This is a genomic window from Nannocystis pusilla, from assembly GCF_020073745.1.
Lineage (GTDB): Bacteria > Myxococcota_A > Polyangia > Nannocystales > Nannocystaceae > Nannocystis > Nannocystis radixulma.
This window is the reverse complement of sequence record NZ_JAIRAU010000005.1, coordinates 39,856-59,873: the sequence shown is the minus strand read 5'-3', so window position 1 is coordinate 59,873 and position 20,018 is coordinate 39,856. Positions and strand designations below refer to the sequence as shown.

The following is a 20,018-nucleotide window of genomic DNA, read 5'->3' as shown; positions in this document are numbered from 1 at the left end:
CCGCGTCGTCTCCCCGGCACCCATGGGCGGCGGCGGGCCGCCGGCCGCATGGTTGTGCGACGGAAGCGCTTCAGGCGGGGCGGCGCGCCAGACAGCGAGCGGGCGAACGCGGCGAGCTCGGTCGGATTCAGGATCCACACCAGCCGATCGATGCCCTCGTCCGAGGCGCTGATCGTCGGCAGGGCGATCGCGGTGTCGCCTCGCGAGACGAGGACGCCGGTGCGCCCGTTGGCCTCGACCCATGCGAGCGTGGTGTCCGGCCAGACCTTGTCGCGCCGATGCGATCACGCCGGGCAGGGCCTGGCGTGAGGCCGTGGGTCGTTGACGCAAAGCCGGGCATCGATTACGATGCGGCTCTGTACATGCATATCCTGTTCGTCCTTGCCGTGTGGAGCCGTGCGCCGGGTGAATCGGCGCCCAGCGTACCCCCGGCCGAGAGCGCGCCTTCGGCGGTCCAGAGCGGGGAATCTGCGGAGCTCGAGCCGGCGGAGCACGTCGAGTCGCCGGACGCCACCGAGGCGGCGGCGACCGGGGAGCCGGCGCAAATCGCCGCGTCTCCTCCGCCCGTGGCGAGCGCGACCGACGACGAGAAACCAAGTCCTGCCCGCGCGCCGGCCCAGCCCGAGGCGCCCCTGCTCACGGAGGGCTTTCGCCGGCCGGGCACGTATTTGCACGTCGCTCCGGGCATCGCGTCATTCAACGTCCTGGACCCGGGGTACCGGCAATATGCGTGGGGGGTGAGCGGTGGGCGTTCGGTCGCTCGCGGCCGCCGATTCGCCGCGCAGCTGGGCGGCTTCTTCGAGCACCTGGCGGGCCCGCGCGATCCGGCGGTCGATCTGCTGCGCCTCGGCGGGGAGTTCCGGATCGGCGCGAGCAACGAGCGCGTGTTCGGCTACGGGCTGATACGTACCGGCCTCGACATCGCGGTGATCCCGAAGGACGTGTACTTCCAGCGGGCGGCGCTGTTCTTTCTGCTCTCGCTCGGTGCGGGCGTCCAGGGGGCGCTCGGTCCCCGGCGACGGTTCTTGCTGGGCGTCGAGCCGTCCTTCGACTTCACGTGGCCTGGTGTGCTCATTCTGTTTCGCACGCGGGCGTTCATCGGCTGGCGCTTCGGATAGGGGTCCGCTCGACCGGGCGCATTCACGCCGGTTCGCGGATCGGTGCCCCGTCCGTCGGCCGGGTGAAGGGCCGACGATTCAGCGCTTATATTTCGAGAGAAATGTCAGCCGCGGTCGCGGTGGGCGCGGGCGGCCTCGTCGTCGGCGAGGCGGGCGGTGGCGTCGGCGCGGGTGATGTCGCCGCGGGCGCGCAGGGCCTCGGCGAGGGCGGCGAGGGTCGCGGCGCGTTGCGGGGATGGCGGACCGGAGGCGCCCTGCAGGTCGAGCGCCCGCTCGAGGGCGACGACGGCGGCGTCGACGTCGCCGAGGGCGAGGTCGACCTCGCCGACGTGGGTCCACGCCTCGGCGACCACGAGCGGCCTCACGGCGCTCCGCTCGCGCAGCTCGGCGGCGCGGATGAAGGCGGCGCGGGCAGCTCGATCGTCGCGGCGGGCCCGGTGCGTGCGGCCGAGGTCGATCAGGGCCGAGGCGACGTCGGGGTGCGAGGGGCCGAGCAGGCGCTCGCGCAGGGCCAGGGCGTCGTTGTGGTAGTAGAACGCGTCGTCGGCGGCGCCGCGGGCGAGGTGGACGTCGCCGAGGTTCTTCATCGAGGTGGCGACGTCGTGGCTGTCGACGCCGTAGGCGTTGCCTCGGATGGCGAGCGCGCGCTCGTGATACTGGATCGCCAGGTCGTACTCGCCGTCGGCGAGGGCGACGTTGCCGAGGGTGTTGAGCGAGCGGGCGACGTCGGGGTGCTCGCTCCCGAGGAGCGACTCGCGGATGGCGAGCGCGCGCAGCGAGAGCTCGCGGGCGCGCTCGAGGTCGCCGCGCAGGCGATGCACGGTGCCGAGGACGCTGTAGAGCCGCGCGGCCCGCAGCGAGTCCTCGGCGCCGAGGCGATGGAGCGCGGCCTGGCTGAGCCGCGCCCAGCGCAGCGCGTCCTCGTGGCGGCCCAGGCGGTAGCTGACGGTGAAGGCCAGCGTCGAGGCGGCCTCGGCGACGGTCTCGTCGTGCCCGGCGCCGCTGGCGATCCACACCGCGTCCTCGAGCGCGCGCTCGGCCGCCGCGAAGTCGCCGCGCCGCTCGTGGAGGTTGCCGATCCGCATCTGCGCCTCCGCCCGCAGGGCGTGCAGGCCGAACCGCTCGGCCTCGAACAGGACGTCGCGCGCGGCGGCGAGACCCTCGGCGAAATTGCCGGTGTCCTCGAGCGCGACCGCGCGGACGAGGCGACGCCGCAGCTCGCCGGTGCGCGTGCGCAGGCCGGCGTCGGCGAGCGAGCTGGGCGTGCGTACGATCCGGGCCTCGAGCGGACAGGTCGACGCCGGCGTCAATCCCGACACGAGGTGTGCCGCGCGTTGCACGACCTCGGCGTCGGCCTCGACCAGCACGCCGACGACGGCCTCGAGGTCGATGCGCCGCTCGTCGAGGCACGCGGCCACGCCGGCCGCGACGTCGAGGGCGTGCGCGTGCTCGATGGTGGCCTCGCGGCAGGCCGTGACGCGGATCTGCTGCCAGTCGGCGACGTAGCGGTCGAGCCACGCGGTGGTGCGTGAGGCGGCGATGTCGGCGAGACCCGGGCTGGCGCGGGTGAAGGCGGCGCTCATCCGGGCGTGCACGTCGTCGTTCCACACCCGCTCGAGCGCGCCGCCGGCGGCGTCGCAGGCGGCGACGGCCCGCGCCGACTCGAGCTGCCGCGCGCCGTAGACCCCGGCCGCACCCGCGACCGCGGCCGTGAGCGCGAGTCGCTGCAGCCACCGCTGGGCGCGACTCTGGCCGTGCGCGAGCTCGGCGAGCAGGGCGTCCATCGAGGCGAAGCGGGCCTGCGGATCGGGCTGCAGGCCGCGCTCGAGCGCGCGTCGCAGCCAGCGCGGGACCGGCGACGGCGGCGGCGGACGGATCGCGCCGGCGGTGACGGCCGTGGCCAGCTCGATCATGTCGTCGCCGGCGAACGGGCGCTGGCCGTAGAGCGCCTCCCAGCAGGTGGCGCACCAGCCGAACTGGTCGGTGCGCGCGTCGGCAGGCAGGCCCGCGAACTGCTCCGGGGCCATGTACGCGGGGGTCCCGAAGATCGCGCCGGCCTGGGTGTCGTCGATGCGATCGCTGCGGCCCGGCCTGGTGGACGCCGGCTCGGGCCCGCCGCTGCGGGCCAGGCCGAAGTCCATGAGACGCACGCGGCCGTCGCCGCCGACCATGACGTTGTCGGGCTTGACGTCGCGGTGCACCAGCGCGGCCGCGTGGACCGCCGCGAGCCCGCGGCCCGCGGCGCACATGACCTCGAGGACATCTCGCCACGAGCGCCGCGCCGCCGCCGACCAGGCCGACAGCACCTGGCCGTCGACGAACTCCATCGCCACCCACACGTGGCCGGCGATGGCGCCGGCGTCGAACACGGCGACGACGTTGGGGTGCTGCAGGCGGGCCATCGCCTGGGCCTCGCGCAGCAGGCGGGCGCGGGCGTCGGCCTCGTCGCTGCGCGTGGGCAGCAGCTTGAGCGCGACCTTGCGATCGAGCTCGGGATCGTAGGCGGCGTGGACGACGCCCATTCCGCCGGCGCCGACCCGCGCGAGGACGATGTAGCGATCGACAGTCTCGCCCGAGCTCAGCTCGAGCAGGGCGGCGCCGGGCCGCTGCGAGGTCGGCGTCGCCGTGTCGGCGAGCGCAGCCGCGGCCACTGTCTTCGCCTCGGCGAGCGAGGCGACTGGCGCGGCGCTCTCGGCGAGGTCCGTCACTCCCGGCAGGATAGTGACGGACCGCCGCGTCCGCGTCACGCGATCGGTGCGTCGGCGCGGCCCTGGCGGTATTCGCCGGGCCGCGCGCAGACGCACGCGCGGGCGCTCGCGTTCGCGCAGCCCGGAGGCGGCGAGCGCGGCGCCGGTCTTCATGTTTCAAATTCTACGAATGTGACAGTAGTCCAGGGCGCAGGGTCGTAAGCCGACGAATGCCGATGCGAAGGCCCGCGGGTGAGGAATGCGCGGGCCCCGTGAGCTGCACGTCGCTACGCGGAGGCCGACAGCGACGGCGCGGGGGCCGGCGCCTCGGCGGGCCGGGTGCGGGTGATGCCGAGCTTGATGATGCGGCGCTTCATCGCGTGGCGGGTGATGCCGAGGAGCCTGGCGGCGCCGACGATGTTGCCGGCGTGGTCGAGGGCCTCGGTGCAGAGGCGGCGCTGAGCGGCTTCGAGATTGAAGGTGTCGAGGATGAGCTGAGGCATGACGACCTTGTACTGCGCGACCTTGGTCTGGTGCGGATCAAGCGCCGGGCTCGCCCGGCACGCCGATTGTCCCGCCGCGGAGCCCGACGCCGGTCGATCGTCCGCCGCGCCGCGATCGCGGCGAACGCGTGAAGGCCCCGCGAGGCGGCTGCGACGGGCCGTCGCAGTGACAGCGTCGGAGCGCAATCACATACTCGGCGACGGAGGGACCAGCCATGGAGCTCCATATCACGACCCACACCTTCCGCACGGACGGCGAGTGGGAGACGATCGACACGTTGTGGTACAGCCCGTTCTTCTACTGGCAACTGAACGGTTTGCGGGTCACGCCGCCGATGCCCTTGCGCATCGTCACCGGGCTGGGCGGCACGGTGCGTGAGTCCGACAAGGGGTGGATCAACACCGGGGGCGCCAGCGCGATGCTGCTGCAACGCACCCAGGCGCGCGGCAAGAAGGGCCAGACGATCCGCATCGAGGTCGGCGAGGCGATCGAGGACGAGCCCGAGCGGGCGGGCGTCGAGGCGTAGAGAGATCTCCGGGACATGCCTGCCCAGGCATGTCCTTTTGCTTATGTCTGAGAGGACATGTCCTCTGGCGCTAGCGATCGCGCGCGCCGGACAGCAGCGCGCGCAGGTGCTCGCGCGCGCGGGAGGTGTCGTGGAGGGCGCCTCGCCAGGCGAAGAGCTTCGGCGCGGCGATCGTGACGGCGACGGCGACGGCGAGCAGCCACGGCAGGAGGGTCGGCCGGCGAGCGGCGGGTGACTCGCGGTCCAGCGCGTGCACGAGGCCGTACAGCAGCGAGCCCCAGGCGAGGAAGGCGAACACCCGCGTGGTGTCCTCGGTGACCGAGGCGGCCGCGAGCGCCAGAACCTGCGCGGCGAGCACGGCGAGGCCGGCGCGCCGGTCGGTCCGGGCGAGGACGACGATCAACGACGGCAGCCACAGCAGGTGGGCGAAGTGCAGGGTGTAGACGATCGGCCAGCCGGCGTCGGTGAATTGGCGGGCCAGCGCGGCGACGCTCTGGCTCGTCGCTAGCGCGAGGCGATCGGCGGCGATCTGCACGCCGCTCAGCGCCAGCGCTCCTCGGAGGCTGGCGACGCCGACGAGGTATCCGAGGCCCACGGCCAGCGCCCGCGCGCGCGCTCGCGGCTCGGCGAACGCGGACCACAGCAGGATCGTCTGCACGCAGATCACCAGCCACATCGCCGCGTGGTTCCACGCCCCGATCGCCGCGACTGCGGCGGCCCCGGCGGGTCGGCGGGCGAACATCAGCAGGGCGGTGAGCAGGTAGGTCGGCGCGTCCGGGTGGCACGTCCACGCGTGGGCGATCATCGCCGAGGGATGAAACGCCAGCACGCACAGCACGACCGCGGCATGAACCGGGGAGAGGCGGCGATGCACGAGCGCGGCGAGGTACAGCCACGCGGCCCAGAAGGCGCTCAGGACGAACAGGCGGAACGCGACCAGCGAACCGCTGAATCCCAGCAGGTGCGCGAGGCCGACGTGCAGCAGCGATTCGCGGTAGTACGGGGCGTCGGCCGCGGGACGCAGCGGGGCCTGGGCGACCTTGAAATAGAAGGTCCCGCCCGCGCCGAGGCCGTAGAACCACAGGCAGGCGGCGATCAGGACGACGACGAGCGCCGTCGGCCACGCGCGCGCGAGTCCGCCGCGCTCGCGTGACGTGGAGGCGTGGGATGGTGACGGCGTGGCTCGCGTCCTCGCTCTCGAAGTATCCGGAAGCCCGCAACCTCGCGTCCAGACGGAGCTGCCAGGATGCGCCTCCGGCGCGACAATCGGCGGTTTGAACGGTGTGTGTTTGTTCACGGTAATCGTTCGCCGCGTCCCATCCTGCGGCGCGGCCGACGATAGCCGAGCATCCCGGCAGAGCATTCGCTATCCTCGGCCGGCGAGCCCGCGACAGGCGTATGGAAGCAGCGCAATTCGACATCTTCCGTGAGCAAGGCTGTCTGCGCCTGGATGGCTTCCACCCGAGGAAACGGATGGCGCCGATCAAGCAGCGAGTGCTCGACGAGCTGAAGCGATTGAAGGTCTGGGGGGCCGGCAAGAGCCTGTCCAATCGACTGCAGGGCCTGCCCGCCTTTCAGCAGATCGGGAAGCTCTCGTCGCTCGTCACGGTCCCGGGCCTGCAGGACGCCCTGATGACCCGCGAGCTCCTCGCTGTCATGATCGAATTGGCGGGGCGCGCGCCGTCCCCCGGGCAGGGCATTCAACTGCTGCTGTCGCCGCCCCAGCAGGGCGACTGGACCCTGCATGGATTGAACTGGCACGTCGACATGGCCGCGGCGCCGGGGGAGCGCGCGCACGGCATTCAGGCCTTTGTCCTGATCGACGACGTGGCCCCGCGCGGGGGCGCGACGCTGGCCCTGGCGGGGTCGCACCGAGCACCGGGCCCCGAGCTGCGTGAAGTGTTGCGAACCTCGACCGATCTGGCGGCCAGCCTCCGCGCGATGGGTCTTGGCATCGTCGAGATGTCAGGCCGGGCCGGCGACGTCTTTCTGATGGACATGCGCGTGCTTCATACCCCTTCCATCAACTCGACGAAGAACATGCGGATGATGGCCACGTCGCGCTATTCCTTCGATCAATCCGTGGCCAGCCGCGGCCGCTGACGCCGGTCGACGGGCTCGCGGGGGGCGCCGGCGCGGCGGCACAGCGGACGCAGCAAACGCGCAGGGCTGTGAGCGCGGGGGCCGCGACGGCGCGCGAGCGCGGCGGCCCGCGTCGGGCCACACTCGACGCATCGTCAGAGTCGCCGGAGTCGATCATGAGCCTCGATCGTCGTTCGTTCCTCCGCATCCTCGCCAGCGGCGTGGCCGCCGGTGCCGCCGCGAGCGACAGCTCGGCCGCGTTCGCCGGGGGCGCGCGCGACGGCGCCGTCGACTGGTCCGCCGTGCGCGACGAGTTCGCGCTCGATCCGTCGTGGATTCACCTCAGCAGCTTCTTCCTGGTCTCGCATCCGCGGCAGGTGCGGGCGGCGATCGAGGGCTGGCGCCGGCGCATCGACGACAACCCGCTGCTGATCGAGGATCTGCTGCTGGCCCCCGGAGGCGAGCGCCCGCTCGAGGACGTGAAGGCGGCGCTCGCCGGCTACCTCGGCGGTCGCGCCGACGAGCTCGCGCTCGTGCCGAACACCACCACCGGCCTCGCGCTCGTGTACGCCGGCCTGCGCCTGCGGCCCGGGCAGGAGGTGCTGACCACCGCGCACGACCATTATTCGCACCACGAGTCGATCCGCAGGGCGGCCGAGCGGACCGGCGCGGGCGTGCGCTTCGTGGCGCTGCACGAGATGCCGCGCGGCAGCTCGCGCACCTCCGCGGGTGAACTGGTCGCCAGGCTCGAGCGGGCGATCCGGCCCGAGACGCGGGCCGTGGGATTGACGTGGGTGCACTCGTCGACCGGCTTGAAGCTGCCGATCGCCGAGATGGCCGGCGTGGTCGCGCGCGTCAATGCGAGCCGCAGCGGCGATGAGCGTTGCTTGTTGATCGTCGACGCGGTGCACGGCGTCGGCGTCGAAGACGTCGACGCGGCGCGCCTCGGCGCCGACTTCGTGATCGCAGGGGCGCACAAGTGGTTGCTCGGCCCGCGCGGCACCGGCTTCATCTGGGGTCGCGCCGACGCGTGGCCCGAGGTGCGAGCGACGGTGCCGACCTTCGATTTCGCCGATCCCGCGGTGTGGGCGGCGTGGCTGGATCGCGCGCCGCTGCCGGTGACTCGCGCCTCGCACGTCTCGCCCGGCGGGTTCCTGGCCTACGAGCACGTGTTCGCCGTGCCCGAGGCGATCGCCTTCCACCGCGCGCTCGGCCGCGACCGCGTCGCCCGGCGGATCGGCGAGCTCAACCAGAGCTTCCGCGACGAGCTGGCGAAGTTGTCGGGCGTCGTCGTTCACACCCCGCGCGATCCCTCGCTCGCTGCCGGTATCGTCGCCTTCGAAATCGATGGGCTCGCCCCGGAGGTCGTGGTCGCGCGCCTGCGGGAGCGCAGGATCCACGCGACCGTCAGCCCTTACGCCGTCTCCTTCGTGCGCGTCGCCGGCGGCGTCATGAACTGTCCGGCGGAGGTCGAGGCGACCGTCGCGGCCGTGCATGCGCTGGCGGGGTCCGCTTGATGTGCGCGCGCGGGCGCACGGGCGCAGCCGCAGCGCCGAAGTGGTAGGTTCAGCGGGACATGACCCCGATCCGTTCCGGCCGTTCGTCGTCGTCGCCGACGATGGCGCGTGAGCACGGTGTCGACAATCGCGGCGGGGAGGTCGTGAGCGTGATGTGATGATTGCCCGGCGTCGCGACGCGTGTCCCCGGATCGACCTCGAGGTCCGCGCCTGTCGGCGCGAGATCCCCGCTCCGCCGCGGGTTTCACCGGCGTCGCGATTTTCGGCGTGAGGCGGATGCGCGCGCTCACCACGTGCTCGGGAGCATGCCTGGCGCGCCTCCCGTGATCCGCGGGCGCCGGGACCGACGCTCACCATCCGGCTGCGACATTCGGGTCCGCGAGGTCTGTCCTCTCGCCCGGAGCTTGCCGTTCGGCGACGCGCCCCTGCCGTCGCCCGGGACCGACGTACGACCGCGAGTCGTCGCCGGTGTCGGGCGCCGGGCGCCACGGAGCGCTGCGCCGCGACGAACCCCTTTTCTCCTTCCCTAGCCAAAAATACCATGATGAACTCGAAGATCGTCTCGCTCACCCTGCTCGCCGGCGCCGTCGCCTTCTCCGCTCTCCCCGAGACCGCTCGCGCGGACGCTCCCGCTGCGCTCGGTTGGTCGTGGAACGACGCTTACAACGACGTGTACTTCGCCCGGCCGCACAACACGTATCAGAGGGAGCATTTCGGGAGCCTCGACTGGGCGCTGTGGGGCGGCTTCCACGCGCTCGAGCTCGACATCCACGAATCGAAGCTGGTCGGCGGGGTGCCGCAATTCCCGGTCAAGCACGACTCGTGGAACAGCGACACCGGCAACAACTGTCGCTGGGGCGCGGGCGGGTACCTGCGCGACTGTCTGAACGACATCCGCAACTGGAGCGACTGGAACCCGGGGCACCTGCCGATCACGGTGCAGATCGATCTGAAGGCGATCAGCCCGTACGCCTGGGGCGACGCCCAGTACGACGAGCTGCACGCGCAGGTCGCCCAGGTGCTCGGTAACAAGCTGTACCGCCCCAACGACCTGCGCGCGTGGACCGGCTACGACAGCCTGCGCCAGGGCGTGGCCACCCAGGGCTGGCCGTCGCTCGCTGCGCTGCAGGGCAAGGTCATCGTCCTCATCATGGGCGGTCCGCTCGGCGACAAGAACGACATGCAGGAGAATTACGTCCGCCGCTACAACTACAACGCGAACTTCTTCGTCTGTCCCAACGCCGACAGCCCGGCCGACTTCGACTGGTGGGGCAACGCCAACGACTTCGACGAGTACGGGACCAACAAGTGGGTGATCTGCGGCAACGTCGGCTCGCCGTCGGGCTGGCACGCCGTGGCGGCGCGGGCCGACGACAACCGCCAGCTGATGAACCTGTGGAGCAGCAGCTACGAGCACGACCTGTTCCACCGCATGTACCTGGCGATCGGCTGGGGCGCGTCGATGATCAGCCGCGGCAACGCCGAGACCTTCGGCGGCAAGCTGCCGCTGATCGGCCTGCGGCGCTCGGTGCCGGTCGAGTTCGAGATCGTCAACGACAACAGCAACAAGTGCCTCGACGTGTGGAACGGGTCGTACCAGAACGGCAGCGACATCATCCAGTGGTCGTGCAACGGCGACCCGAACCAGACGTGGATCTACACCGGCGAGACGCAGCTGCGGTCGCTGGGCAACACGGCCTATTGCTATGACATCGAGGGCGGCGACGGCGACCTCGAGGACCGGCACCACATCTGGAAGTGCGACGGCGGCGAGAGCGAGAAGTGGCGCCTGGACCAGCACGGGTCGTTCGTCGGGATGAAGGGGCGCTGCATGGACGTGCCGAACAGCAGCGTCGACGACGGCGTCCAGCTGTGGCACTACGACTGCAACGGCACCGGCGCCCAGCGCTTCCACTTGAACTGGTGAGCCCTCACCGGTCGAGGTTGCGCACCCAGTCGTAGCCCATCTTCGGCCCGCCGACGTCGATCACGTCGAAGTCCTCGGGTGGATGACGTCGAGCACGCGGGCCGCCGGAGCGAGCAGGTCGCGCTCGCGCTCGTGTGAGGGAAGCCGCGGGGAGCCGGCCGTGCGCGCGTGGTACGCTCGGCGCCGCCATGACGAACGATCTGCGACGGATCTGCGGGCTCCTGCTGCTGGGCGGGCTCGCGTGCGGCCAGCCGGGCGGGAGCGACACGCTGAGCGCGTCGACCACCGCCGAGATGACGACCACCACCGGCGGCTCGACAGCCGCGCCGACGACCACGGGCGACGCGACCACCGAGCCGACCACGGGCGAGCCGACCACGGGCGAGCCTGACCCGTGCGCCGAGTCGCCGCAGGCGCTGGCGGACTGCGTCGACCCGCAGGCCTACGCCGACGACCTGCAGTTCATCGCCGACATCCGCACGCCGGGGACGCCGCACTGGCAGGCCGTGCAGGACCTGTGCGCCGACCGGCTGGCGGAGCTCGGCTACGAGGTCGTGTTGATGGACTACGGCACCGGCGTCAACGTCGTCGGCCGGCGCCTCGGCACCACGAACCCGGAGCAGATCGTGGTGGTGGCGGCTCACTATGATCATATCACGGACTGCCGCGGCGCCGACGACAACGCCAGCGGGGTGGCGGCGACCCTCGAGATCGCGCGGCTGCTGGCCAAGGTCGAGTTCGAGCGCACGGTGCACGTGGCCTGCTGGGACGAGGAGGAGGACGGGCTCATCGGCGCCGAGGCCTACGTGGCCGCCGCGACGGCGGCCGGCGACGACATCGTCATCAACTTCAACTTCGATATGATCGGCTTCACCTCCGACGCGCCCAACAGCCAGACGGTGCCCGCCGGCTTCGAGCTGGTGTTCTCGGAGACGTACGCGCAGCTCGAGGCGAACATGTTCCGCGGCGACTTCATCGCCCTGGTCACCAGCGCGTCGGCGCACGACCACGCGGTGGCGCTGGCGGCCGCGAGCGACCGGATCTCGCTGCCGCAGGCGATCATCGAGCTGCCCGGCGGGCAGGAGAATTCCGAGCTGTTCGCCGACCTGCGCCGCTCCGACCACGCGGCGTTCTGGGCCGCCGGCTTCCCCGCGGTGTTCCTCACCGACACCGGTGAGTTCCGCAACCTCGACTATCACTGCATGGCCGGTCCCGACGAGGTCGCCGACCTCGACCTCGAGTTCGCGGCGGGTGTGACCCGCGCGACCACCGAGGCCAGCGCGCTGGCGCTCGGGATGTGAAGGATGAACTCATCTCATCCGGAGGTGGTGCAGCAGCACTTGATGGCAGAGGTCACCCAATCTTGCGCCTTGTCGCAGGGCTCATCGAGTTCGATGGCATGCTGGTCGTTCATGCACCACTCCAGGTCGCCGAAAGATTGTACGGTCGCCTTTCCGCACTGCGATTCGGCGCACGTCTCGCCGATGCTCTGGCAGACCTGATCGCAGGTCATGAAGCCGTCCCCCGACCAGATGCACTCGCTCCACGCCGGACCGCACGTGCCGTCGTCGCAGGCGAGCGAGCACGCGTGTCCGCAGGTCCCGCAATTGCCCGCGTCGACGGCGAGGTCGGTGCAGGCGCCGCCGCACGCCGAGCCGCCGGGGCACTGGAGGGTGACGGCGACGGTCCTGGTGCTGCTGTTGGCGGCCTGATCGAAGAAGCGGGCGCTGAAGACGCGGCTCTCCGCCATGTTCTCGAAATGGATGGGGTCGGCCTCGTGGATCTGGGCCCACGAGAGCATGAAGGAATACGAGCCCTCCTGGCCGGTGGCGACGAAGGGCCCGAACTCGGTCGAGCCGTCCTCGTTTAAAAGAGTGCCGCCGACGATGTCGTCGACGCCGTCCGGGTCGGTCAGGATGGCGGTGACGATGAGGCTGTCGCCCTCGGTGAGCTCGCCGGGGTTGGTGCTGAGGGTGAGAAAGACCGGGGCGTTCGCGCCGGTGGACGTGGTGCTGGTCGGCGTGCTCGTCGCGTCGGTCGCGGGCGAGCTGGTGCCGTCGTCGGTGTCCGAGGCCGGCGGGTCGCTGGTGGTCTGCGGATTGTTGGTGGTCGGCGCGGTCGTGGGCGCGGTGGCCGAGGTGTTCATCGGCCCGTCGTCGCCGCAGGCGAGGAGCAGGGAAAAGAGGCTCGCTAGCTTGTGATTCACGGCGAGCATCTTGCCATGACGCTACTGCGCGGTTCGCTCGGATCGCCGTGGCGGCGTGAGCGACGGCGCGGCATCGCGCTCTCTCGAGCCTCCTGCGCCTTGCGCGTGCGCGAATCTGCGCGGGCGGCCTCGCCTCGCGCGTCCTGCGACGCGCTGTTCGGCATTCCTCGCCTGGCGGCCACCCGCTCGAGCACGGCGAGAGCTGCGCGCGCAGACTTTAGATAGCGAATGCAGGCATCGCGTGAGACCTGGCCGTCACCGTCCGTGGTGACGGATGCGCGACCGCTCGGTGGCAGTTCGTGATGCGCCGAATCGTCCGGTTCGCCCACGCCCTCCCAGCGCCGGATCGACCGCTCCGAGCGTCGCTGCAATCATTCGCTTCTTCTACTCGACTCGGCGCCACTCGCCGATCTCCGCGGCTCGCCACCGCAGGCGCGTCAGCTCGCCACGCGTGTGCTGCCGATGGTCTCGAGGTAGCCCTGAAGGGTCTTGATGTTGGCGTCGTAGGCGGAGGGATCGCCGACCGAGATGTTGCCGCGCAGGTAGTAGGAGATCGGCAGGCTGCGGACGGCGAAGAAGCGGGTGAACCCGTCGGGCTGGCCGTCCGGCCAGGACAGGCCGACCGCCCAATTGCGCGACTTGTAGTCGACGAGCTGGGCGATGATGCTGTTGACGAGGGTGACCTCCTCCTGCCGCTCGCGCTCGATGTACGCGGTCACCATCGCGATGTTCTGCCCGTACGCGTCCGGGCTGCCGATCGAGAGGCCGGCGCCGCGGATGTAGGTGACGAAGTTCATGTCGCGCTCGGCGAACGAGACCGTGAAGCCGTCGGGCTTGCCGGTGTCGCCGTTGAGGCCGATCGCCCAATTGCGCGACTTGTACTCGTTGATCTGACCGATGGTCTCTTTGGCCCACTGCGCCTCGGTGAGGAAGGGACGGAAGACGCTGACGTTCGACACTGCCATGATGATCTCTCCCCGCCCGGCGAGCCGCCGGGCCGTGAATGCGCTCGGCCCAACCGCCGATTCGCACCTGGGTAAATAGAGGTCGGCGCCGACGGTGTCAAGCGGTTTAACCATTGTTGACGGTGATACGAATGCGACGACCAGGCGGTGACGCGAGGCCGCAGGGGATTGCCCTCTGCTCGAATTCGCCTGACCGATCGTGTCGCGTGCTGCCGGCCGCTGCAGCGATACGGCGTCGTCGCGGCCGCGGAATGAACACGGGTCGCGTTCCGAGGCCGTCCCGCCTCGACGTCGCATCCTCGAGTCATTTCTCCGCTGCCGTGAAAGCGGCGAACAACCCTCGTCGTAAGCGAGGCGCGGAGAACGTCGAACATCTTCGTGTCGGCACAATGGGGGAACGATGTAGATTCGGGCCGCTCTGCTCATTCGGAGAGGATGGACGCTTCCGAGCGCGGGCGGGGACTCCGGTGAACACCGTCGGACTGCGGCAGAGCACGAAAAGATTGCGACTGCCGCCGCGCGGACGCCGGTGCGCGAGCGAATGGTGTATGCGTGCGATCGTACGGAGTTCCGCCGCGATTCGCCGCTGCGAGCCCGCTCGATGGATCAAGGATGGGTCGAGCCGGCGGAGCGGAGGGCGAATACTCGTTTCACTCACATGACGGAGAGACCGTCACGGTCGAGCCGGCCCGGGCCCGGACAGGGACGGGCGCCTGACCCCCCACCTGACGGCGCCGCTGCCCGGCGAGGCGCGGCGAACGAGACAGCGGGTCATGAACCGCGGGGAGGGTCGTATACGCGCACAGGGGCCTGCGCGCGCGGGGAATCGCCCCCGTGGTCGTACGGCCCGAACTGTCGGTCGGGCCCGACTCGACCGCGGCCCCGCGACGGAGGTGCCGTCTCGGTGGCGCAGCTCGAAGACGGCAGGCCCGACACCATGAAGCGGTGGAGAGCCGCGAGCGCGTCGCCTTCGACCTGCAGGCTCAGGGGAGCGACGCGCGGGGCCGATCGTTCAGGGTGATCCTCTCGTCGGGAGCAGGGCCGGCCACGAGCCGGCGCACGAGCGCGACGAGCTGCTCGAGCACGCGATCCGGGAGCCGGAGAAGGAGCCGGTACGCGAGGCCCCGCAGGCCGCCGAACGTCCGCCCCGACCCGCGCACCATGGCGGCGACGGAGCGCGCATACAGCAAGTCCGTATCCTTGAAGAGCAACTTGCGCTGCTCCTCGAACGTCATCATATAGGTCCGCATCATCACGAATGCCTGGAGCGGCGGGACGCAGGCGCACTGGAGCATCTGGAAACGCTCCTGCCCGGCGCGGCTGAGCCGGTGTCCGCTCTCCACCGCTTCGAGCAGGCCCTCCTCCGTCCACGAGGCGATGCGTCGCTGCAGATCGCGGGGGAAGAGCGCCGCGAGCCTCGCTGGGATCCGGCCGAGGAGGATGGAGCCGAAGAGGACGCGGAGCGCGAGGGTCCGCCCGCCGAGCGCGAGGCGCCCGCGAAGCGGCAGGTGGCCGGCCTCGATCGCCTGTTGCCAGGGTCCCAGCGTCGCGTGATTGAAATAGTAGTGGCCCGCGACCTGCCCGTACGAGGACGGACCGACCGCGATCACCTCGGCGGCGCCGCTCTCACCGCCGAAGGTGTGCGACCAGATGCGCGGTACGACGGGGCTCGTGCGGGAGAAGCACTCGGCGGTGACCTGCAGCCAGTCGGAGCAGAGATCGAGGAGGCGCGCGCGCATCCCGGCGAGGGGAATGACCGCGTCCGAGGAGCCGAGGCGCGCCTTCGCGATCATCTGCCGGTAGGGCGTGCCCATGATCTGCATCTGATAATAAAAGTCCACCGAGTCGGGGCCGAGCGCCTTCACGGCGAGCACGTCGCGCTCGAACATCTCCAGCGTCTGGCCCGGGTAGCCATACATCATGTCCACGTTCACGTGCTCGATGCCCGCGGCCCGCGCTCGCTCGATCGCCGCGGCGCATTCCTCGGCGGTGTCGCGCCGCCCGAGGTGCTTGCGGACCGTGGGCTCGAACGACTGCGCGCCGAAGCTCAGCCGATTGACGCCCAGACCGACGAGCTCGGCGACGCAATCGGTCCGCGCGAAGTGCGTGGGGATGCCCTCGACCGTGATCTCCGCGTCGGAGGCGAGGTTCGTCTCGTCTCGTATGCAGGCCATGATCCGGCGGAAGAGGGGCGCCGGGAGCGAGGTCGGGGTGCCACCGCCGAAGTACACGGCACGGAAGACCCGGCCCGGCGCGACACGGCGCGCGTACGCGGCGATCTCCTTGCAAAGCGCGTCGACGTAGCGTGCCTGCTCCGAGGGGCGGTAGTCGTCCGGGGCGAGGGTCTTGTAGAGCGGGCAATAGTGGCAGAAGAAATCGCAGTAGGGGACGTGCACGTAGAGCAGCGCGCCGTCCGCGACGAACGATGGGTCGGCGCGCAGGCGGGCGACGTCCGGCGGCGGGTGCCACGGCTCGGCCTCCTCGAGAGGCACGCGCGGCGCCGCCGGCACGAGCTCCGGAAACGGGAAGAACTTGATGACGTTGGGCAGGAAGGCCCGGGTCGCTACTGCCATGAGTCAGCCCGCGGCGAGGTGGGTCGGAGCAGGAATTCGGAGATGGGATGGTCGCTCGCGCAGCTTGGCAGGACCCTGAGTGCGGTGGTGAATGGCAAATATGAAGAAACGCACGCGTGTTTGCGCGAATATGAGCTGAGCGTGGCTGGGTCGAGTGCCGGTCGCCGAGCGTCGTTGATAGGAGCGGTGTGTTGATTCCCGATCTCCAGGTCGCCCCGCAAGGGAGTGACCGACCTCGAGATCGTCCAGATCGCCGCCGTCCAGCGGGCTGAGCGGCGCACCGTTTGGACCACCGGCGAATGGGCCGGGGGCCGAGGGGCGTCGCAGCCGCGGCCGCCCTCGCCCACACCGCTCGCGTCCGGGCCGGTCTCGCCGGTGCCGCCCGCGCCCGTCCGCGATGTGGCGGACGTACGGGGGCAGGTTCCCGGCAGCTGGTACAGGCCCACGTGCTCGAGCCCGGGCGGCGGGTTCGAGGAGGCGGCCACGCACTCCTGGCGCGGGTCGTCGCCGGCCCCGGTCGCGGGCGGGCGGGCCATGCGGCCGAGGAAACAGCGCTCGCTGCCGCGGACCGCTCCGGTGCGCCCGATCCGCGCTACCTTCGGAGCGCCCCGGACTGCCATGCTCGCCTCGCGCCTCCTCGTCGTCCTGTCCCTCGTCACATGTTTGTTCGGACATGCACCGCGCGCGGACGCCGAGCCGCCGAAGGTCGTCAAGTCGTACCTGCTGCGGCCGGCCCGCGTGTTCGACGGGATCGCCGACAAGCCGATGGAGGGCTGGGTCGTGCTCGTCACCGGCGAGACGATCGCCGACGTCGGCCCCGCGGCGCAGGTCCACGCGCCGGCCGACGCCGAGCTCGTCGACCTGCCCGGGGCCACGCTGTTGCCGGGGCTCATCGAGGGGCACTCGCACCTGCTGCTCCATCCGTACGACGAGACCTCGTGGAACGATCAGGTGCTGCGCGAGCCGCTGGCGCTGCGCGTGGCGCGGGCCACCAACCACGCGCGGGCCACGTTGCTCGCGGGCTTCACGACGATGCGCGACCTCGGCACGGAGGGCGCGGCGGAGGCCGACGTCGGGGTCAAGCAGGCGATCGATCAGGGCATCATCCCGGGGCCGCGGGTGCTGGCGACGACGCGGGCGATCGTGGCCACCGGGACCTACGCGCCCAGGGGCTTCGCGCCGGAATGGCAGGTGCCGCAGGGTGCCGAGGAGGCCGACTTCGATTCGCTGATCCGCGTCGTCCGCGGGCAGATCGCCGGCGGGGCCGACTGGATCAAGGTCTACGGCGATTACCGCTGGGGCCCGAAGGGCGAGGAGCTGCCGACGTTCTCGCTCGAGGAGGTCCAGCGGATCGTCAAGACCGCGCGCGACGGCAAGCGCCCGGTGGTGGTCCACGCGAGCAGCCCCGAGGGCATGCGCCGGGCCGTGCTCGCCGGCGCGGAGACGATCGAGCACGGCGATCACGGCACCGCCGAAGTGTTCAAATTGATGGCCAAGCACGGGGTGTACCTGTGCCCGACGCTGGCCGCGAGCGACGCGATGGCGCAGTACGGCGGGTGGAAGAAGGGCGTGCAGCCCGAGCCGGCTTCGATCAAGGACAAGCGCGCCAGCTTTCAGGCGGCGCTGAAGGCGAAGGTGCCGATCTGCAACGGCAGCGACGTCGGGGTGTTCAGTCACGGCGACAACGTCCGCGAGCTCGAGCTGATGGTCGACTACGGCATGACGCCGGCGCAGGCGCTGCGCGCGGCGACGACGGTCAACGCGAAGATGCTGCACATGGCCGACCGGATCGGGCAGGTGAAGCGCGGGCTGCTGGCCGACCTGGTCGCGGTCGAGGGCGACCCGACGCAGAAGATCGGGGCGCTGCGGCAGGTCCGCTTCGTCATGAAGGGCGGGGTGGTGCACCGCCGCTGAGCGGCGCTACCGCTCGCTGTCGAGGTGCGCCATCATCGGCGCCGGGTAGCGCTCGCCGGCCACCGCGGCCGCGGGCACGGCCGTCTCGAGCTCCGCGACCTCGGCCGGCGTCAGCTCGATCGCCACCGCCGCGATCGCGTCGTCGATCTGCTGCGGCGTGCGCGAGCCGATCGTCGGGATCACCGTCACGCCCTGCGCCGCGCCCTTGGCTCGCGCCCACGCGATCGCCAGCTGCGCCGGCGAGACGCCGCGGGCGGCGGCCAGGCGGTGCAGGGCGTCGACGAGCGATTGATTCTTGCGGGCGTTGTCGCCGCTGAAGCGGGGCAGGTGCGCGCGCAGGTCGTCGCCCGTCGGCTTGCTGCCGGTCAAAAGGCCGCGCGACAGCACGCCGTAGGCCGTCATCGCCATCCCGTGGGCGCGCAGCGCCGGGATGATCGTCGCCTCGGGCCCGCGGCTGGCCAGGCCGTACTCGATCTGCAGGTCGCACAGCGGGTGCACCGCGGCCGCGCGGGCGATCGTCTCGGCGCCCACCTCGGACAGGCTGATGTAGCGGATGTAGCCCGCCTTCACCATCTCGGCGAGGGCGCCGATCGTGTCCTCGATCGGCACGCGCGGGTCGAGGCGGGCCGGGCGGTAGATGTCGATGTAGTCGACGCCGAGGCGCGTCAGGCTGTAGGCGAGGGCGCTCTTGCTCGCGGCCGGGCTGGCGTCGAAGCCGAGGAACGCGCCGTCGGGCCCGCGCAGGCCGCCGTACTTCACGCTGAGCAGCACGCGGTCGCGGCGGCCGGCGATCGCCTGGCCGACCAGCAGCTCGTTCTTGCCCATGCCGTAGAAGTCGCCGGTGTCGAGCAGGTTCACGCCGCGCTCGAGGGCGGCGTGGATGGTGGCGACGCCCTCGGCGTCGTCGCGCTTGCCGTACCAGCTGCCGGCGCCGAGGCCCATGCAGCCGAGAGCGAGCGGGAAAACTTCGGGTCCGTGGGTACCGAGCTTCGTCGTGCGAGTCGTCATGGCCGTAACGTAGCCCCTGGCGTCGCATCCTCCCAGTGAATAGGATGAATGCGACACATGCCCGGCATTTATGGAAGGGACCTCGACCTCAATCTCCTGCGCGTGTTCGCGGTGGTCGCCGAGGTCGGCAGCGTGACCGAGGCGGCGAAGCGGCTGTACTTGACGCAGCCGGCCGTCAGCGCGGCGCTGCGGCGGCTGACCGCCGCCGTGGGCGCGCCGCTGTTCGTGCGCAGCGGTCGCGGTCTGGTCTTGACGAGCCGCGGCGAGCGGCTGCGGGTCGGCATCGCGTCGCACCTGCAAGCGCTCGTCGACGCCGCGCTCGCGGCTCCCGTGTTCGACCCGTCGACCAGCGAGCGGACCCTGCGGCTCGGCCTGTCCGACTCCGCCGAGCTGTGGTTGCTGCCCCGCCTGCTGCAGGTCCTCGCCGTCGAGGCCCCGCGCATGCGCGTGGTGGCGCTCCCCGTCCAGTTCCGCACCGTGGGCGCCGCCCTCGCCGCGGGGCTCGATGCCGCGGTCACCGTCGCCGACGAGCTGCCGGCGACGATCCGGCGCGAGCGCCTGATCGCCGGCAGCTTCACCTGCCTGTACGATCCGCGCCACGCTCGCCTGCGCAAGCCGTTGAGCGAGCGCGAGTACTTCGCGCGCGAGCACATCATCGTGTCGTACAACGGCGACCTGCGCGGGGTCGTCGAGGACTCGTTCGGCAAGACGCGGAACATCCGCTGCTCGGTGTCCTCGTTCGCCAACCTCGGGGCGCTGATCGACGGCACGGCGATGCTGGCGACCATCCCGGCGATGGTCGCGGCGCAGATCCGCAAGGTCCGGCCGCACCTGCGCACCACGCCGCTGCCGTTCGCGTTTCCGACCGCGTGGATCGAGCTGCTGTGGCCGGTCACCAGCGACGACGACCCGCCGTGTCGCTTCGTCCGCGCGCACATCCAGCGGCTCGCGCGGACGCTGGCGGCGAAGGGGTGATGTCGCGAGCGGCCGC

Annotated in this window: 15 protein-coding genes; 8 read left to right on the top strand and 7 right to left on the bottom strand. The window is 71.2% G+C overall.

Annotated features, from left to right (window positions below; genetic code table 11):
- Positions 1–362: 362 nt before the first annotated feature.
- Positions 363–1,118 carry a hypothetical protein gene (locus K7C98_RS08150; RefSeq protein WP_224191011.1) on the top strand — a complete coding sequence of 252 codons (756 nt, stop codon included), beginning with the start codon at positions 363–365 and terminating at the stop codon, positions 1,116–1,118.
- A gap of 104 nt (positions 1,119–1,222) precedes the next feature.
- Here K7C98_RS08150 and K7C98_RS08145 read toward each other — a convergent pair whose 3' ends face one another.
- Positions 1,223–3,826, bottom strand: a complete 2,604-nt coding sequence (locus K7C98_RS08145; protein WP_224191010.1) for a tetratricopeptide repeat protein — start codon at positions 3,824–3,826, stop codon at positions 1,223–1,225.
- A 266-nt stretch (positions 3,827–4,092) separates the two neighbouring features.
- Positions 4,093–4,308, bottom strand: coding sequence for a helix-turn-helix domain-containing protein (locus K7C98_RS08140; protein ID WP_224191009.1), 216 nt, complete (start codon positions 4,306–4,308; stop codon positions 4,093–4,095).
- Positions 4,309–4,523: 215 nt separating this feature from the next.
- On the opposite strand from K7C98_RS08140, the gene K7C98_RS08135 reads away from it, so the two are divergent.
- Positions 4,524–4,835 (top strand): hypothetical protein, encoded by a 312-nt coding sequence (locus tag K7C98_RS08135; protein WP_224191008.1) that lies wholly within the window; start codon positions 4,524–4,526, stop codon positions 4,833–4,835.
- 70 nt (positions 4,836–4,905) lie between these two features.
- On the opposite strand, the gene K7C98_RS08130 is transcribed toward K7C98_RS08135, so the two are convergent.
- Positions 4,906–6,132: a hypothetical protein gene (locus K7C98_RS08130; protein ID WP_224191007.1), complete on the bottom strand. Its 1,227-nt coding sequence runs from the start codon at positions 6,130–6,132 to the stop codon at positions 4,906–4,908.
- Between the two features lie 101 nt (positions 6,133–6,233).
- On the opposite strand from K7C98_RS08130, the gene K7C98_RS08125 reads away from it, so the two are divergent.
- The 4 genes from K7C98_RS08125 (at position 6,234) to K7C98_RS08110 (ending at position 11,662) form a co-directional block, all read left to right on the top strand.
- On the top strand, positions 6,234–6,938 hold the full coding sequence (locus tag K7C98_RS08125; RefSeq protein ID WP_224191006.1) for a phytanoyl-CoA dioxygenase family protein: 705 nt from the start codon (positions 6,234–6,236) through the stop codon (positions 6,936–6,938).
- 155 nt (positions 6,939–7,093) lie between these two features.
- On the top strand, positions 7,094–8,434 hold the full coding sequence (locus K7C98_RS08120; RefSeq protein ID WP_224191005.1) for an aminotransferase class V-fold PLP-dependent enzyme: 1,341 nt from the start codon (positions 7,094–7,096) through the stop codon (positions 8,432–8,434).
- A 544-nt stretch (positions 8,435–8,978) separates the two neighbouring features.
- Positions 8,979–10,361 carry a Ca2+-dependent phosphoinositide-specific phospholipase C gene (locus K7C98_RS08115; RefSeq protein WP_224191004.1) on the top strand — a complete coding sequence of 461 codons (1,383 nt, stop codon included), beginning with the start codon at positions 8,979–8,981 and terminating at the stop codon, positions 10,359–10,361.
- Between the two features lie 188 nt (positions 10,362–10,549).
- Positions 10,550–11,662, top strand: coding sequence for a M20/M25/M40 family metallo-hydrolase (locus tag K7C98_RS08110; RefSeq protein ID WP_224191003.1), 1,113 nt, complete (start codon positions 10,550–10,552; stop codon positions 11,660–11,662).
- Positions 11,663–11,676: 14 nt separating this feature from the next.
- Here the strand turns inward: K7C98_RS08110 and K7C98_RS08105 are convergent, their stop codons facing one another.
- From K7C98_RS08105 to K7C98_RS08095, 3 genes are all read right to left on the bottom strand, one after another.
- On the bottom strand, positions 11,677–12,567 hold the full coding sequence (locus tag K7C98_RS08105; protein WP_224191002.1) for a hypothetical protein: 891 nt from the start codon (positions 12,565–12,567) through the stop codon (positions 11,677–11,679).
- A gap of 437 nt (positions 12,568–13,004) precedes the next feature.
- On the bottom strand, positions 13,005–13,532 hold the full coding sequence (locus K7C98_RS08100) for a hypothetical protein (protein WP_224191001.1): 528 nt from the start codon (positions 13,530–13,532) through the stop codon (positions 13,005–13,007).
- A gap of 983 nt (positions 13,533–14,515) precedes the next feature.
- Positions 14,516–16,042: a coproporphyrinogen-III oxidase family protein gene (locus tag K7C98_RS08095; protein ID WP_224191000.1), complete on the bottom strand. Its 1,527-nt coding sequence runs from the start codon at positions 16,040–16,042 to the stop codon at positions 14,516–14,518.
- 681 nt (positions 16,043–16,723) lie between these two features.
- Here K7C98_RS08095 and K7C98_RS08090 point away from each other — a divergent pair.
- On the top strand, positions 16,724–18,019 hold the full coding sequence (locus K7C98_RS08090; protein WP_224190999.1) for a metal-dependent hydrolase family protein: 1,296 nt from the start codon (positions 16,724–16,726) through the stop codon (positions 18,017–18,019).
- A gap of 6 nt (positions 18,020–18,025) precedes the next feature.
- Here the strand turns inward: K7C98_RS08090 and K7C98_RS08085 are convergent, their stop codons facing one another.
- Entirely contained in the window at positions 18,026–19,027 is a 1,002-nt protein-coding gene (locus K7C98_RS08085) for an aldo/keto reductase (RefSeq protein ID WP_224190998.1), read from the bottom strand.
- Positions 19,028–19,084: 57 nt separating this feature from the next.
- On the opposite strand from K7C98_RS08085, the gene K7C98_RS08080 reads away from it, so the two are divergent.
- Positions 19,085–20,002, top strand: a complete 918-nt coding sequence (locus K7C98_RS08080) for a LysR family transcriptional regulator (protein ID WP_224190997.1) — start codon at positions 19,085–19,087, stop codon at positions 20,000–20,002.
- Positions 20,003–20,018 lie beyond the last annotated feature (16 nt).

Bases quoted from the DNA above. Each gene is read 5' to 3' on its own strand.
- K7C98_RS08150 (WP_224191011.1), top strand. From the start codon at position 363: ATGCATATCCTGTTCGTCCTTGCCGTGTGGAGCCGTGCGCCGGGTGAA.
- K7C98_RS08140 (WP_224191009.1), bottom strand. From the start codon at position 4,308: ATGCCTCAGCTCATCCTCGACACCTTCAATCTCGAAGCCGCTCAGCGC.
- K7C98_RS08135 (WP_224191008.1), top strand. From the start codon at position 4,524: ATGGAGCTCCATATCACGACCCACACCTTCCGCACGGACGGCGAGTGG.
- K7C98_RS08125 (WP_224191006.1), top strand. From the start codon at position 6,234: ATGGAAGCAGCGCAATTCGACATCTTCCGTGAGCAAGGCTGTCTGCGC.
- K7C98_RS08120 (WP_224191005.1), top strand. From the start codon at position 7,094: ATGAGCCTCGATCGTCGTTCGTTCCTCCGCATCCTCGCCAGCGGCGTG.
- K7C98_RS08115 (WP_224191004.1), top strand. From the start codon at position 8,979: ATGAACTCGAAGATCGTCTCGCTCACCCTGCTCGCCGGCGCCGTCGCC.
- K7C98_RS08110 (WP_224191003.1), top strand. From the start codon at position 10,550: ATGACGAACGATCTGCGACGGATCTGCGGGCTCCTGCTGCTGGGCGGG.
- K7C98_RS08100 (WP_224191001.1), bottom strand. From the start codon at position 13,532: ATGGCAGTGTCGAACGTCAGCGTCTTCCGTCCCTTCCTCACCGAGGCG.
- K7C98_RS08090 (WP_224190999.1), top strand. From the start codon at position 16,724: ATGCTCGCCTCGCGCCTCCTCGTCGTCCTGTCCCTCGTCACATGTTTG.
- K7C98_RS08085 (WP_224190998.1), bottom strand. From the start codon at position 19,027: ATGACGACTCGCACGACGAAGCTCGGTACCCACGGACCCGAAGTTTTC.
- K7C98_RS08080 (WP_224190997.1), top strand. From the start codon at position 19,085: ATGCCCGGCATTTATGGAAGGGACCTCGACCTCAATCTCCTGCGCGTG.